Raw genomic sequence first — 16,630 nt, forward strand, 5'->3', positions numbered from 1 at the left:
TCCATCTCACGATGGACACCCTTGCCTTCGGCTATATCCTTCCCACTACCGGGCGGATTCGGGACTTTAACCCGTTAGAAACGTGCGCCGCTAGGCGCACAACAAGAAAAGAGACATTGAAAACTATTCCATTTTCAATGTCTCTTTTTCTCTGCAGAGATATTATCTCATAAATTCATAACACTTCAGCAAAAGGTTCGAAAAAGCTCCGCTTTTGCCTTCGCACATCATCGCATTTCCATAATGATCTCGCGGGCAGTCTCCTCCGTCACCGGCGTTGCAAAGCTGCCCCCCTCGAATTCCACAATATCTCCGATCCCCTTCTGAACCACGAAACGAAGTTGTCCGTTCTTGACCTTCTTGTCGGTGTACAGTTTGCGAACGAGAGCCTCTCTGTCAATATAATCCGGGATCTGAACCGGCAGTTCCGCTCTCTCAAGCAGTGCAGTCACACGATCCGCCTGCTCCTTTGTCACATATCCGAGGCGGCATGCCAGATGAAGCTGTGCTACCAGTCCGATGGAAACAGCCTCTCCGTGAAGTAGTCTGTAATCACTGACCGTCTCGATCGCACGCCCGACTGTGTGTCCCAGATTCAGGACTTCTCTCAGACCGCTCTCGCGTTCATCCTTCATAACAACATGATATTTGATGCTGCAGTTCTGTTCTGCCATATGTTCGCAGAGTGCCGGATTCAGAGCAAGAAGCCCCTCCATGTTCTCCTCCAGGAAATCAAAGAACACGCCTTTCTCAGCCAGACATGCATGCTTGATCGTCTCTGCCATTCCGCTGGAAAGCTGTCTTGCCGGCAGCGTCTTCCAGGTAGCAATATCCAGATATACCTTCTGCGGCTGATTAAACAGACCGATCAGATTCGTGGCAAGCGGCGTATCAACCGCTGTCTTGCCGCCGACAGAAGCATCTGCTGCCGCAAGCAGCGTCGTCGCATAATTGACAAACGGCACACCTCTTCCATAGGTGCCTGCAATAAAGCCCGCAAGATCCGTTACAACACCTCCACCCACAGCGATGATCCCGCAGTCTCTGCGATACTCCTTCGCAAGCATCGCATCCTCTATGATCTCCTTTGTCTGACGCGTCTTACTCTTCTCCCCTGCCGGGAAGGTAAATACATTCACAATAAATCCATTATCTTCAAGCTTGCGCGCGATCGGCTCTGCATAAAGCTTCTCCACTTCACTGTCCGTGATCACTGCGAACTTCTTTCTGCCGCCTAACAAGCCATTCTTCATATCCTCAACAAGCTGATCCATCAGATCAAATCCGATCTCGATCGGATAGCTGTCATCCACAACCCGTTTTAATTCTACCTGAAATGTAGCCATCAAATCACCTCACCTTTCCTCCCTCTCCCAAGGGCAAAACCAGCGTTTTGCCCTCCAAGAATTGCTTCGCAATTCTCATTGGTTTTTAACTATGTTTTGGCATTTTTCTTTTCTCCCAAGGGCAAAACTGCAGACAGGGAACTGTGTCCTATTGTAACACAGTTCCCTGTTTCTGACTACGTCTTCACTTGAATTTATTTCCCCTTAACCGGCTATTTGTCGATTCCTTCTCCCCCGACGACACCGGAGGACATTTCCCATTGTCCTTCATAATAGTTGACGTGACCAAGCTTTTCCAACACCTTCAGCGTCTCGCTGCATTTTTCCGTAATCTGTACCACCTGCTCTGTATCATTGTCCTGATTGACAACACCAACATAAAAACAGTTGACCGATTTCATATGAAGCGTATCGCATCGTCCGGCTTCAATATCTTTACATACAGCCTCATACAATGCATCACGGATCTCCTGCTGTTTTTTATTCGATTTATCCCACGACCAGCAATGAAGTACACCTGATCCCCAAGGTTCCTCCTCATTTCCTTCCTCATCAATTTCAATCGGATCCGTATATCTCTCTTCCACATACATTTTTCTCTGAATATGCTCTTTATACTTTTCTCCATAAATCATCTCACACATATCATCTCTGTTTTCCAGATATTTTTCCAGTTTATTTACAACGGCTTCTCCCGACTCTACCGGATAGATACATTTTCGTTTTCCCCCTTTGAAATGATATGTAATCTCTATCGTATCCCTCGTCTCGTCATCGCTGTTGTTATCCAGATTACGTCCATATTTCAGGATTGCCTTGTTCTGCTTATAAATTTCATCAATCCCTTTAGCATCTTTCAATGAAAGAAACGCTTTCTGATAAAAATAATCCTCGTCTCCAAACTGGATCCGGACATCCACTTCGGTAATGTTGTTTCTTGCAGGAATTTTTGTTCCTATCTGTCCGTCTCTGACTCCAACCAGACCAAGCATCATCAGAACAGCAAATAATGCCATCCGCCAGTAAGACGTTTTCCTCCATATAAAGAAGGTCTTATCGAGGATCATATTGCTGAGCAGATAGAACAATACGGTTCCAACCCCCACAAGCACCAGGATGATTCTAAAGATCCTGCCATATGCATAACTGCTGATTGTAGTGCCAAAGCACAGCTCATAGACCGCAAGCGCAAACAAAAGGCTGGTGCAGAACACAAATACCACACGAAAGACCGGTCTTCCCCAGTTAAATGCAACCATATCCCCCGCCGATTCCAGCTTACGCGCACGGTAAAGCATCAGTGCAGCCACAACAAACAGAATTGCCGGAAGAATGTAATATGCCGTGGAACCAACCAATTGAAGCATTTCTTTGTAATTGATCACCCTGGTGTCATCTTGCAGAATGCGGTATACTGCAGGATTATTATTGCATATATTCCCCAGAAAATTATAGACCGGTGTCAGAACCTTCACGGTTTCTCCGTTCATATATCCGTAACTGCCGACCTGATTGCCGTAGACAAACAGCTCTGCCAGACTCGAATACAGCATATGCACTCCTGCCGCCAGAAAATTCAACACAGCATAGATCACAAGGCTCATAAACGGATTGCCTGTCAGCATGACAACAGCACATGCCAGACTGTAGAAAAAGAAGGTCTGGATCAGCCACTCGAGCAGATAGATCATTACAACAAAAATCACATTCAACCCATGAAACTGTGCGATCAGCGCAAGCAGAAGCTCAATGATAACCGGCGGTACGAGCAGGATTGCCAGACCTGCAAGATAATGACTCACAAACAGAGTCGTTCTTGTAAACGGAAATGAATGGATCGTATATGCATCCCGCTCTCTCGTCAGATACAAAAATACGCAGACAGCAACAACAATACCGGCGCTCATCGTATACGGAGAAAGACAGCTGTTTTTAATCAGCGTCACCATAAAAGACATTTTCTCATCCGTTCCGGCATGAATCGAGCTCATATAGGAAAGCTCAGACATCATCGGTGCAATGAGTACCAGAAGACCTGCTACAAGCTGAAGTGCCCATAACGGCCAGAATCTTGTGATATCCTTCCGGAATATCGTCTTATTAAATAATGATGTCTTTGACTTCATAATTCTCTCCTCCCAGTTCATAAATAAAGATTTCCTCCAGCGAAAGCGGCAGCATATCCATAACCAGCGGATGGAAGGTTTTCAGATAATCCGCCAATTCTCTCTGATCTCCTTTCACGATCATGGTGTGTACCTTACCAAGCTGTGTATCATTCATCACTTCAAAACGTCCCGTGATATCCGGCACCTCATCCCCCTCAAATGCCAGCTGCAGCTTAGTCACACTTTCCTGCAGATCACTTAACGAACGCTCTAAGATCACCTTTCCATGATGCATGATACCGACATGGTCACAGACATCCTCCAGCTCACGCAGATTGTGCGAAGAAACAAGCACGGTCATATTCTCCTCACTGACTGCATTTAACAGTATGTTCCAGATCTGACGGCGCATTACCGGATCAAGACCGTCCACCGGCTCATCCAACACCATAAGCTCCGGTTTACAGCTGATCGCCAGCAAAAATGCCGCCTGCTTCTGCATTCCCTTTGACATCCTGCGTATGTTGCGCTTCCGGTCCACTGCCGGAAAGCAGTCCATGAGCTTGTCAAAGAGCGCTGCATCAAACGTCGGATAAATCCCCTCATAATACTTCTTCATTTCCTTCAGATTCGCCTGCCGGAAATAAAATACATCATCCGGTATAAACGTAAGCTTGCGCTTCGCTTCCGGATTTTCGAAAACCGGCTCCCCATCAACAAGAAGCTCTCCGCTGTCCTGTCGGAATATTCCCGTCACATGGCGCAGTATCGTAGACTTTCCGGCTCCGTTTGGCCCCACCAGACCGTAAACTGCTCCTTTCGGCACATGAAAGCTTGCACGATCGAGTGCCTGAAAGTCCCCGAACTTTTTACATATATCCTTTCCCTGAATCACTTTAATCCCCTCCATTCTTTCATTTTGAAGCTGTACGAATCCGTTCTGCGAGTTCCTCCGGGCTCATTCCCAGAAACAATAGTTCCTTCACTGTTTTATCAAAGGAATCCAATAATTCGTTCTTTCGCCTGCCATCCATCTCCGGCACACCTGCCACGAAGCTCCCCCTTCCCGGAATGGTATACACATACCCTTCCTGCTCCAGTTCTCTGTATGCCCTCTGAATTGTATTCGGATTGATCGTCAGGGATGTTGCAAGCTCACGCACCGAAGGAAGCTTCTCATCCTTTTCCATAACTCCCTGTATGATAAGATGCCGGAACCCGTCCTTCACCTGCTCATAAATCGGTCTTGCATCACGGTAGTTCAGTTGTATCACAATTTCACCCCCTGTTCACCATTGCGTTCTATCTGTATGAACTCAACTAGTACACTAAGTATACTAGCACAGTATCTTTTGAAATGCAAGTATTTTTTACATTTATGCACTTTGACATTTTCTTAACATTTCTGTAATTTTTTCTTGTGTTTTTGCACAATTTGTTGTATAATCATGAACTGTAGTTAACATTAAGCGTAAAACTTTTGTAATATTTGGGGTTAATCATGAAACATAAATTAGCAAGAACTTTTGTAACATTAGCTTTATCCGTTGGTATTTTTGCTTCTCAGCTTTGTTCTACTTCTGTAGACGCCGCAAATACCACATTTAAACAGCAGATTTCTTTAGATCGTTATCAACGGTCAATTTCAAAGGGATTTCTCGGCAAATCCTATGGTATCGGAAGAAACCGGTACGTTTGTAATACATATGTAGAAAAGGCTCTGGAATCCTTAGAAACGGTTTCCTCCAAGGAAAGCTCTATTGCCGGCATCAAAACCATCAGTAAAAACATCCGTGTTCATAAAGGAAAGAAAAGTGTTCCAACCTCTTACGACTGGTCCGCATACCGTGTAAAGATTTCTTACACCTCCGGTACGTTGAATGAGGAGACGAACACCTACGACTGGAAAACCTCCAAGACAACGACAACCATCAAACGTCACAACAAGGGGACAAGCCTTAAGAAGCTTGAACTCGGCGATGTCCTGACCTACGGTCGCGGCGGCGGTCATGTCGCTCTTTATTTCGGAGAGTTCTCCAACATGACACAGGTTGCAAACCGTCTGGTGGAGCTCGGCGTTTATAAAAAAGGCGAGCTTAAGAAACACCGCGACAGCTACACAAATAAGAAGGGAAAACCAATCATCCGCAAATACAACGGATGTGGAACAAAATGGCGTATTCACGCAACCTCCAAGGGACTGCTGATTGATAACGCAATCGTCAGCAAGCGTTCCAATGGCACCTCCTCTTTCGGTAAGTGGAGCAAGACCATCGCTTCCGGCTTTACCATCTATAATGACAGCAAATCCAAAAAGTAAAACCTTATTCATTTCATATAATGACAGACAGGGCAGCTTACACATCAAGCTGCCCTGTCTGTTTTATGGTATCTAAAAATTCTCGTAATGTAGTGTAAAGCAGAGACAAAACGGTTTTGCCCTTTTATATCCTTCTGAGGATTCCACTATGTATCGTGCGTTGTCCGATCACAGAAACCGTTCCGGTCCGTTCTCAGACTGCACTGTTCCTGCAGCGCCCTTCTTCTCGCCTCCCCCGGCGTCATCCCAAACTCCCGTTTGAAGGAACGGATAAAAGACGATTCATGCTCAAAGCCACAGTCATATGCGATATCGCTGATCCTTTTCTGCGTATTGTACAGCAGTTCTCTGGCTTTTTGGAGCTTCTGTCGTCTGACATACTCCGCCAGAGGAACGCCATAATTCTCCTTAAATACAGACTGCAGATAGGTCGGAGACAAGTAGACATGCTTTGCAATCTCCTCAACGGTCAGCTTCTCTGTCAGATTGTCTCCTATATAGGAAAAAACATTTTTAAATATTTCATCTTCCTTACTCATATACTGTCTCACCTCCATGTCGGCTGTCATAGATCTGTCATATATATATTCCCCGGAGTGCACGGGCAGCAGCCTGCAGCGATCCCACCCGGGAAAAGTACTGTATCAAAATAATGATAGCATCAGAACAGACATCAGCATGCAGCAATCTCATCCTGATAATAATATGCCTGCTTTTCAAACATCGCCGCATATTTCCCGCCAAGCCTCATCAATTCCTGGTGACTTCCCTGTTCGATGATCCTTCCATTCTCAAACATATAAATCCGATCCGCATCCCTTGTTGTTGATAAACGGTGAGAAATAAAAATCACCGCAGCATCTCCGGCATTCTTCATCATATTGGTATTTAATTGATATTCCGCCAGTGGATCCAACGCACTGGACGGCTCATCAAGAATCGCAAGAAACTGCTTCCCCGTCCGTACAAACATCCTGGCGATCGCCACCTTCTGTGCTTCACCACCGGAAAGCATTGTGCCGTCCTCTCTGAACTCTCTTGTCATATTGGTATCCGGTCCATCCGGAAGACGGGAAAGCCTCTTTTCAAAATCTGCCTGCTTCAAAGCTTCAAGAATGCGCTCCCTGTCACCAACCTCCACTTCGTCCATCAATACATTCTCTGCCAGCGTCGCACCGTAGATCTGGTAATCCTGAAAAACCGCACCAATGCGTTCTCTGTATTCTCCGGTGCCGTACTCACGTATATCGTGTCCGCCGTAACAAATGCTTCCATCCGTCACATCATACAGATGCATCAGCAGCTTGACGAGGGTTGTCTTGCCGGCACCATTCTCACCAACAAATGCCACCTTCTCGCCCGGTTTGATCGTCAGTGAAATGTCGTGCAGCGTGTCTCTGTCCGCACCATCATACCGAAACGACATATGCTTCACTTCCAGCGTCTGGTGTTCCTGCGGCATCGGACAGATTCCCTGCTTATTCTCAATCTGTATCTCATAATCCACAAACCGCCGAAAACGCTCCGCAAACTGTCCCACCTTCTGAAAACGGACGAGCGCATAATTCATGCCATCCAGATTATTACGGATTCCTTCCTCCGCATTGTTCATCGCCGCAACGTCGCCCAGCGCAATGCTTTTGCGGACAAGCGCAAGATATCCCAGATAAACTGGTATCGCAAAGTCGGACATAACCGTAAATGTCGCGATCCAGTTCACCAGCGATAACAGGGCAATCTTCACACCAATCTCATGTGCCTTCCCGGTCACCTCCTCAACTGCCTCATTAAACTGAAGCTTCAGCGGGGTTCGGATATCCGACAGCTTGATCTCCTTGGCATATTCCGGCTGATAAAATACCCGTTTGGAATAATCCGCTTTTCGCATGATGCGCTTGTATTCCATCTCATAGTTATATTCATACTCTGTGATCTTGAAGCGCGTAATGATATTCACCACAAAGCCCACCAGCGGAAACACAGCGATCACCGGATCGACGGAAAGAACAAGCGCTCCCAGCGTCAATATTCCTGCCGCATTTCCAATGATATATCCGGTCGAGATCACTCCCAGCGTCAACATCTCTTCCGACTGGGATGCTGCGATCACAAAATCATCAAAATATTTCTTATTGTCATAGCAGATCAGATCAATATCTGCTGCCTTCCGGATAAACTTCCGCTGAACATCACCGGAGACACGCAGAAAGCGCACATCCGTCCAGTTCTGAACACCAATCTCGACGGCAGCGCTGATAAAAAGAATTGCAACGCCGCAAAGTACAAACAGAATGGAACGCACCAGATCCACATCCTGACGCTGCATGATCTGAATAAAATACTTTAAAAACAACGTACTGTATACGGCATATGTCACAGAGCAGACAAAAAATGCGATAAACACTGTGATCACTGCCCGCCGGTCAATCTCTACGGCAAACTTCATAATATATGCGACATTGGAGATCAATCGACGTAAAGATATCTTATCGTTCTTCGCATTGGTTTCATGATCCATATGCATATACCTCCCCTCTGTCCTTATAATTCCTTGCCTGCAGCCGAAACATCTCTGCATATTTCCCGTCAAGCTGCATCAGTTCATCATGGCTGCCCTGCTCCACAATCCTTCCGTGCTCCAGGAAATAAATCCTGTCTGCGATCCTCGCAGAAGAAAGACGATGCGAAATAAAGAATACCGTCCTTCCCTCGGAAGCCTCCAGCATGTTGTTGTACATATTAAACTCGGCGATCGGATCCAGTGCACTCGATGGTTCATCCAGGATCACAATATCCGGCTTCTTGGCAAATACACGGGCGATCGCAATCTTCTGCGCCTGTCCCCCTGAGCAGATAAAGCCCTTATCATCAAACTCCTTTGTCACCATACTGTCGATACCGTCCGGAAGCTTTTCAAGCACGTCTGCAAATTGTGCTTTCTCAAGAGCTTCCACGACAAGCGCTCTCTCCTCCTCATTCTCCGGTTCCTTCATCAGCACATTATGGGAAAGCGGCAGTGAAAATATCTGCAGATCCTGAAATACGGCACCAAAGTGCCTCTGGTAATCTCTCTTGTCATATTCCCGTATATCCACGCCATCCACCATGAGCTTTCCCCCGCTGATCGGATAAAGTCCCATCAAAAGCTTTACAAGTGTTGTCTTGCCGGCACCATTCTCTCCGAGAAGAGCAATCCTCTCTCCCTTGCGGATGTGAAGACTCAGATCGCGAATCGTCTCATGGTCGCTGCCGTTATACCGGAAACTGACATGATCAAAAACAATGTCACCGAGCGGCTGATCCACCTTGCGCTTTCCGCTCTCCACAGTTTCCTCATCCATCTCAAGAAACTGCTGAAGATTATTCATATACATGCAGTTCCTGCCTGCCTCCATATAATTCCTGATCGCTGTTTTGACACGCCATGCAAAATAATCAATACTTCCCAGTGTTGCCACATACAGACCGATCTTCGCCGCTCCTGTCGTCTTTAATACGACGCTGACATAGATATATGCCAGAAGGATCGGCAAAACAAAGATCACCAGCTCCTGCAGCTGCCTGAGCATATGGATCCTGCGGTACATCGTCACATAAAGCTCATATCTGCTGTCATAGCTTTCCTTATGCTCCCGCATCAATACCTTTCGGATATCATACAGTCTTATCTCTCCTGCATATTTTTTCTCATAAAACACCCGCTTTACATACTCGGCGGTGCGCTTGTCCCTTGTCTCCTGTGTTCGAAGCTCATACTGAAGCGTATTGATCCTCGAGCTGAACATAAAGGATGCAATGATCGACGGCAGCGAAAACACCAGGATCACCGGATCAACCCTTGCGATCAGAAACATTGCCGCCACAGCAGACAAAGCACAGCCTGTTGCCCAGGTCAGTGCATTCAGACCATCCATTGCCTTTGTCAGACACTCGTCGAGTGCACGCGCAAACCTGTCGTAAAAATCCGGCTGTTCATACTTCGTCAGTTCAATGCGCACAGCTTTGTCAATCACCTTATTGAATATGTACGCATATACTCCCGGTGTCTTCTTGCGGATATAGTACGCATGCCATGCCGATGCCAGATGAATACAGATATGTCCCATACAAAACAGAGCCACAAAACGAAGCAGCCCCATGAACGGCTTCCCATTTTCAATGTAGGAATAAATCATCTGCAACATCAAAATAAAGAAAAAGGACATATATACCTCTTCCGTGCAGTTCTTATAAAAGGATAGAAGAATACACCCCTTATCCGCATTCCAGATCGTGCGTATGGTGTATCGCATGCTGCTGCCTACTCCCATCCTGTGAGCCGTCTCCCCTCCGGTCCTACACTCTTTTTCACTCATTAATCTCTCCTGTTCCGGCAGTCCCCATACAGGCAGCCGCCTTATGTAAATCGTTTTATACGATTGATACTACCACAAAGAGAATGTATTTTCTTAGCATTTTATACGAACATTTGTTCTGTTTAGGTGTGTAAAATATTGGATTCGACTTCTGTATATGTCTCTAAAAATAAAAAGAAACTCTATTACCCCTGTAAAACTCTTAAAATGCCTGAAAATCCTATTCTCTCATACAGAGTCTTACATGTAATACAGTCCTAGAATAAATGCGAACGAAAAGAAAGATCATTATTCTGATCAATCATCTTATCTAAAAATATATCCCGGCAGCAAAATACCGGTATCCCCCCCGGATCCATGTTAAACTCTGCAGCACCTCTGTGCGAAAATTCTCCCCTTGACTCGAAATAGATTAAACATTGTAATTACCTCCTTTCATAATTCCATCAACAGTTCCACTTTCGAAAGCATGTTGCCATTATAATACCATTTTCAAATATAAAATTAGCATTTTCTATGAATTTAATCAATCTTTTTTACAAAAATGAATATTTTATCCGCATCGTTCCATACTATTTCACAGGATATGATGAGAAAGGCGGGATTATGAATATGCAGGAAAACGATACGATCTGTTTGTTAAAGGAATGCGATGCCGGAAGCAAAATGGCTGTCTCCGCGATCGACGAGATCATGGAAAAGGTGCATTGTCCGGATTTTAAAGATCTTCTGAATGAAACCAAAGACCATCATGCCGCACTTGGCAATGATATTCACGCTGCACTGCTTGAATGCCACAGCGGTGAAAAGGATCCGAACCCTTTTGCAAAAGGAATGGCATGGATGAAGACAAATATGCAGATGGGAATTGATGAGAGTGATGAAACAGCGGCTGATCTGATGACCTCCGGATGCGATATGGGAATCAAATCCCTGTATAAATATATGAATCAGTACAAGGACGCATCCGAAGATGCCAAAGAGCTGTGCAAACGGCTTATCTCTATCGAAGAAGAGCTGCGCAAATGCCTTCACACCTATCTTTAGAGCGGTTTACAGAGTATCGGAAACGACAGTCAGATACTCCCAAAATTTGACACTCTTCCTTCTATGTTGTATAGTTTTAAATACTGGGATGTCCTATGGATATATCATGGGACATCATTTTTTTGTCATCAAAACACCAAAGGAGGAAATTCAGAATGACTGACGTTTGTATTATCATCGCAATCGCCGTATATCTGATAGGTATGATCTTTATCGGTATCCGGTTCAGTAACCAGAACAAAAACTCAGAGGACTTCTATCTGGGAGGACGTAAAATGGGACCTCTCGTTGTCGCAATGAGTGCCGAAGCCAGTGACATGTCAAGCTGGCTGTTAATGGGGCTTCCCGGAGTCGCTTATCTTTCCGGGGTATGCAGTGCTTTCTGGACCGCAGCCGGTCTTGCCATCGGCACATGGTTAAACTGGTTCTTTGTAGCCCGCCGTCTGCGCCGCTACTCAAGCAATATCAAGGCGATCACCGTTCCTGATTTCCTTGCAAAACGTTTTCATGATAAGAGAAATATCATTACCGCAGTCGCTGCTCTTGTCATCGTGATCTTTTTTATTCCATATACCGCATCCGGCTTTGCTGCCTGCGGAAAGCTTTTTCACAGTCTGTTTGGTGCAGACTACATGACAGCTATGGTGCTTTCTGCTCTTGTCATCGTATGCTACACACTGATGGGCGGTTTCAGCGCCGTTTGTACCACTGATCTGGTACAGAGTATTGTTATGAGTATCGCACTGATCACAGTTATGGTCTTTGGTATCAGCAATGCAGGCGGATTCACGGCAGTCATGGATAATGCACGTTCTCTGCCGGGATATTTCTCCCTGACAAAGCTTTACGATGCCACAACCGGTAATGCTTCCTCATACGGCGGAATCATTCCGATCATCTCAACACTTGCATGGGGAATCGGTTATTTTGGTATGCCTCATATTCTGGTACGTTTCATGTCCATTGAGGATGAAAAAAAGCTTGTTCTTTCCCGTCGTATCGCAACGATCTGGGTTGTGATCGCAATGACAGTTGCCGTATTCATCGGTGTCGTTGGACTTGGTATGGTTAAATACGGTTCTATCGGTGCTCTGGATGATCCTGAGACAGTCATCATGGCAATCACCAATCTGTTAAGCAAGCATGGTATTCTTCCGGCACTCCTTGCAGGTGTGATTCTTGCCGGTGTTCTTGCCGCTACGATGTCTACCTCCGACAGCCAGCTTCTGGCAGCAGCTTCCGGTATCTCCCAGAACGTTGTTAAGGATTTCCTTGGAATTAAGATCTCCGAGAAAAGAGAGCTTTTCCTTGCACGTATCACAATCATTATCATTGCCGTTGTCGGAGTTTTAATGGCAAGAGATCCAAATTCCAGCGTATTCGGTATCGTATCCTTTGCATGGGCAGGCTTTGGCGGTGCGTTTGGTGCTGTTATGCTCTTCTCATTATTCTGGAAGCGCTGCAATCTGGCAGGTGCTCTTTCCGGAATGGTTGCCGGTGGCGTTGTCGTATTCGTATGGAAATACTTTGTTCGTCCTCTTGGCGGTGCATTTGATATTTACGAGCTGCTTCCTGCATTCCTGGTATCCTGTGTAGTCATCGTGATCGTAAGCCTTCTTACAAAGGCTCCGGACGAAGCAGTGATCAAAGAGTTTGATGCCGCAAATATAAAATAATACATAGCAGAAATCGCAAATTTAATAAAACCAATTATAACAATCAACTTTAACGGAAGCAGATACTTCCCAATATAACAAAAATAAAAACCGTGAACTTCGGATAATATGTGTCCTAAATATGGGACACACCTGAAAATCTCCGAACTTCACGGTTTTCTTTATAATGTATAAGAAAATGTTCAACATAGACAAGGGGGAAAATCAGCGTTCCCCCTTGATTCCTGCGCTAAACTCCTGCAGTTTCTTTGTTTTAACGTATCACAAGCGTTCCATTCTCACTGTCGATCGTGATAGTATCACCCGCATGCACGGTATCCTCCAGGATCCGTCTGGCAAGCAGCGTCTCCACATGCTTCTGCAGATAACGCTTCAACGGACGTGCACCGAATGCCGGATCATAGGCATCCTCCACAATCTGATCCATGGCTGCCGGCGTCAGCTCTACCGTCAGCTCCTTCTCACGAAGTCTGCCATTCAGCTCATCCATCAGGATATTGATAATGCCGTGGATGTTATCCTTCGTCAAAGGCTTAAAGAGAATGATCTCATCAAGACGGTTTAAAAACTCCGGTCTGAAGGAAGCCCGCAGATCGTTCATTGTCTGGCTCCTTGCCTCCTCACTGATCGTACCGTCCTCCTTAATGCCATCGAGCAGATAGGTGGAACCGATATTCGAAGTCAGGATCAGGATCGTGTTCTTAAAGTCAACGGTACGCCCCTGTGAATCTGTGATACGTCCGTCATCAAGCACCTGAAGAAGCACATTGAACACATCCGGATGTGCCTTCTCAATCTCATCGAAGAGCACAACGGAATATGGTTTCCTGCGGACTGCCTCAGTCAGCTGTCCACCTTCCTCATACCCAACATATCCCGGAGGCGCTCCGATCAGACGAGCCACAGAATACTTCTCCATATACTCACTCATATCGATACGAACCATCGCATTCTCATCATCAAACAATGCCTGTGCTAACGTCTTGGCAAGCTCCGTCTTACCGACACCGGTTGGTCCGAGGAACAGGAAGGAACCAATCGGCTTTGTCGGATCCTTAATACCGGCCTTGGAACGAAGGATTGCTTCGGATACCAGTTCAACACCTTCGTCCTGTCCAACCACTCTCTTATGAAGCTCATCAGCAAGATGAAGTGTCTTCTCACGCTCACCCTCTGTCAGCTTTGCAATCGGAATACCGGTCCAGCGGGAAATGATCTTGGCGATCTCCTCCTCGGTAACAGCCTCCTGTACCATGGAATCTCCTCGCTGCTTTGCTTTCTCCTCGGCTTCCTCAAGCTGACGCTCCAGCTCCGGAAGTCTGCCGTACTGGATCTCGGCTGCCTTTGTATAATCGCCGGTCGCCTGCGCCTGCTCCATCTCATTGCGCAGCTGGTCGCGCTCCTCCTTGATCTTACTTACCTTATCAACCTCTGCCTTCTCACTCTCCCACTGTGCCTTCTGATGCTCGAACTTCTCCTGCAGCTCAGCAAGCTCCTTCTGAAGAGCCTCCAGACGTTCCTGAGACAGATGATCTGTTTCCTTTTTAAGTGCCTGCTCCTCAATACGAAGCTGCATGATCTGACGGTTGAGCTCATCCAGTTCTGCCGGCATGCTGTCAAGCTCTGTCTTGATCATTGCGCACGCCTCATCCACCAGATCGATCGCCTTATCCGGCAGGAAACGGTCTGAAATATAACGATTGGAAAGCGTTGCTGCCGCCACCAGGGAACCATCGGTAATCTTTACTCCATGAAATACCTCGTAACGCTCCTTGATACCACGCAGAATGGAAATCGTATCCTCCACCGTCGGCTCCGAAACCATAACCGGCTGGAAACGACGCTCCAGTGCAGCATCCTTTTCGATATATTTACGATACTCGTCAAGTGTCGTGGCACCGATACAATGCAGCTCACCTCTGGCAAGCATTGGCTTTAACATATTGCCGGCATCCATGGAGCCCTCGGTTTTCCCGGCTCCTACAATGGTATGCAGCTCATCGATAAACAGAATGATCTGTCCCTCGCTCTTCTTGACTTCTTCCAGAAGTGCTTTCAGTCGTTCCTCAAACTCACCACGGTATTTTGCACCGGCAACAAGCGATCCCATATCAAGTGCAAAGATTTTCTTGTCCTTAAGTCCATCCGGCACATCTCCTCTGACAATACGCTGTGCCAATCCCTCTACGGCTGCCGTTTTACCAACACCTGGCTCACCGATGAGTACCGGATTGTTCTTGGATTTACGGGAAAGAATACGGATAATATGGCGGATCTCATTGTCTCTGCCGATCACCGGATCAAGCTTTCCTTCCCTTGCTCTTTCCACCAGGTCATAACCATACTTCTCGAGGGCATCGTAGGTTGCCTCCGGATTATCGCTCGTCACACGCTGATTACCGCGAACCTGTGATAACGCCTGCAGGAAACGCTCTCTTGTGATCTGACTCTGCTTAAACAGCGCCTTCATCTCTCTGCTCGGATGCTCCAGCATACTCAGGAACAAATGCTCCACGGAAACATACTCGTCTCCCATGCGCTTTGCCTCATCCTCTGCATATATCAGTGTCTCATTCAGATAACGGTCTACCCGCAAATCTCCGCCTGACACCTTTGGACGTTTTGCCAGAACACCGTCAACCTGTGCCTGAAAGACGTCCACATCAATGCCCATCTTCTCGATCAGCTTCGGGATCAGACTTCCCTCCACACGCAGCATTGCTGCCAGAAGGTGATCCTCCCCCATCTCCTGATGACCATAGTCCATAGCAACCTTTTCACAATCCTGCACTACTTCCTGTGACTTTGTCGTGAATTTACTGATGTTCATTGCAATCACCTCGCCTTTCTCAAAAACCTGCGGATTGCGCCGCAGGTTTACTCTCTTCTCTATTTACTCTTCTCTCTGTCTGAAAGCCCTTATTCTCAGAGTTCCCGGATCCTGAAGATCCTATCCTTCTAAGGTATCTCCCTCAGACTGATTACAATATAGCACCTTTTGTTAGCCACGTCAATAGGCGAGTGCTAATATTTTGAGATTTTTTTGCAAACCTTGATTTTACGAGGTTTGCAACACTTTTTCTTCCTTATAATCATCACTTTTTCTTGGTTTGACACCATTTTAACACCAATTTTTTATTTTTGGTGTCAGCTGATTGCTACGCTTTCCAGCCTTGTGATTTCACTCTCAATTCTGGACATCTCACTTACATGGTTATATACGTCCATTGTTATATCTATATGGGCGTGTCCCATAATATATTGAAGAACTTTTACGTCTATTCTCTTTTCTGCCATTCTGGTACAAGCCGTATATCGCATAATGCGAGCAGATACCTTTGGTAACAATTCAGCATTTCTATGTTCAGTTTTTGCAATTTGAACTTCTTTTTTGTTATATGCGTCTACAATATTATATAAGATATTGTTTATCGCACTCGGCATGAGTGGCCTGCCGGATTTTGCCATGAAAATGAATCCTTTATAACCGTCTATCTCAACATCTTTTCCTTTTTGAAGCATAAAGTTTAATTTCTTTTGTTCTGACATCTACATCTTCCCAAGTCAATCCAATCAGTTCTCCGCACCTTACCCCAGTTCCTAACATGATTCTGAGCATTGGATAGTAGGTGTTGTATACTTGATTATTTTTCACAAATTCCAGCATTTTTTCCTGCTGTAAAACTGTTAAGGCAATACGTTCTTCTGCCTGTCTACCATAATCACTGATAGAAAACTTTGCCGGATTCTTGCGGATAATATCATCATCAACAGCCAT

11 protein-coding genes and 1 pseudogene are annotated in these 16,630 nt (G+C 45.9%); 3 read left to right on the plus strand and 9 right to left on the minus strand.

Annotation, left to right across the window (positions count from 1 at the left end):
* Window positions 1-227 precede the first annotated feature (227 nt).
* The 4 genes from aroB to ACZLMD_RS11685 form a co-directional block, all read right to left on the minus strand.
* On the minus strand, window positions 228-1,346 hold the full coding sequence (aroB, locus tag ACZLMD_RS11670; protein WP_489495747.1) for a 3-dehydroquinate synthase: 1,119 nt from the start codon (window positions 1,344-1,346) through the stop codon (window positions 228-230).
* Window positions 1,347-1,558: 212 nt separating this feature from the next.
* Window positions 1,559-3,472: a hypothetical protein gene (locus tag ACZLMD_RS11675; RefSeq protein WP_489495749.1), complete on the minus strand. Its 1,914-nt coding sequence runs from the start codon at window positions 3,470-3,472 to the stop codon at window positions 1,559-1,561.
* The gene (locus tag ACZLMD_RS11680) at window positions 3,447-4,349 is read right to left on the minus strand and encodes an ABC transporter ATP-binding protein (protein WP_489495750.1); all 903 of its coding nucleotides are present in this window, start codon (window positions 4,347-4,349) and stop codon (window positions 3,447-3,449) included. Before ACZLMD_RS11680 ends, ACZLMD_RS11675 begins: the two co-directional genes overlap by 26 nt.
* 19 nt (window positions 4,350-4,368) lie before the next feature.
* Window positions 4,369-4,728 (minus strand): GntR family transcriptional regulator, encoded by a 360-nt coding sequence (locus ACZLMD_RS11685; RefSeq protein ID WP_022306458.1) that lies wholly within the window; start codon window positions 4,726-4,728, stop codon window positions 4,369-4,371.
* Window positions 4,729-4,955: 227 nt separating this feature from the next.
* Here ACZLMD_RS11685 and ACZLMD_RS11690 point away from each other — a divergent pair, with 227 nt between their 5' ends.
* Entirely contained in the window at window positions 4,956-5,774 is an 819-nt protein-coding gene (locus ACZLMD_RS11690) for a hypothetical protein (protein WP_482522378.1), read from the plus strand.
* 146 nt (window positions 5,775-5,920) lie between these two features.
* Here the strand turns inward: ACZLMD_RS11690 and ACZLMD_RS11695 are convergent, their stop codons facing one another.
* The 3 genes from ACZLMD_RS11695 to ACZLMD_RS11705 form a co-directional block, all read right to left on the minus strand.
* On the minus strand, window positions 5,921-6,313 hold the full coding sequence (locus ACZLMD_RS11695; protein WP_482522379.1) for a helix-turn-helix transcriptional regulator: 393 nt from the start codon (window positions 6,311-6,313) through the stop codon (window positions 5,921-5,923).
* Between the two features lie 134 nt (window positions 6,314-6,447).
* Window positions 6,448-8,292 carry an ABC transporter ATP-binding protein gene (locus ACZLMD_RS11700; protein WP_482522380.1) on the minus strand — a complete coding sequence of 615 codons (1,845 nt, stop codon included), beginning with the start codon at window positions 8,290-8,292 and terminating at the stop codon, window positions 6,448-6,450.
* Window positions 8,282-10,066 (minus strand): ABC transporter ATP-binding protein, encoded by a 1,785-nt coding sequence (locus tag ACZLMD_RS11705; protein ID WP_489495751.1) that lies wholly within the window; start codon window positions 10,064-10,066, stop codon window positions 8,282-8,284. Before ACZLMD_RS11705 ends, ACZLMD_RS11700 begins: the two co-directional genes overlap by 11 nt.
* 669 nt (window positions 10,067-10,735) lie before the next feature.
* Here ACZLMD_RS11705 and ACZLMD_RS11710 point away from each other — a divergent pair.
* Both ACZLMD_RS11710 and putP read left to right on the plus strand, forming a co-directional pair.
* On the plus strand, window positions 10,736-11,176 hold the full coding sequence (locus ACZLMD_RS11710; protein ID WP_482523216.1) for a hypothetical protein: 441 nt from the start codon (window positions 10,736-10,738) through the stop codon (window positions 11,174-11,176).
* Between the two features lie 155 nt (window positions 11,177-11,331).
* Window positions 11,332-12,852, plus strand: a complete 1,521-nt coding sequence (putP, locus tag ACZLMD_RS11715) for a sodium/proline symporter PutP (RefSeq protein WP_482523217.1) — start codon at window positions 11,332-11,334, stop codon at window positions 12,850-12,852.
* Window positions 12,853-13,105: 253 nt separating this feature from the next.
* On the opposite strand, the gene clpB is transcribed toward putP, so the two are convergent.
* Window positions 13,106-15,682 (minus strand): ATP-dependent chaperone ClpB, encoded by a 2,577-nt coding sequence (clpB, locus tag ACZLMD_RS11720; protein WP_482522540.1) that lies wholly within the window; start codon window positions 15,680-15,682, stop codon window positions 13,106-13,108.
* Between the two features lie 317 nt (window positions 15,683-15,999).
* Window positions 16,000-16,630: pseudogene (locus ACZLMD_RS11725) on the minus strand (tyrosine-type recombinase/integrase); the annotation flags it as partial.

Source organism: Jutongia sp., assembly GCF_057878315.1.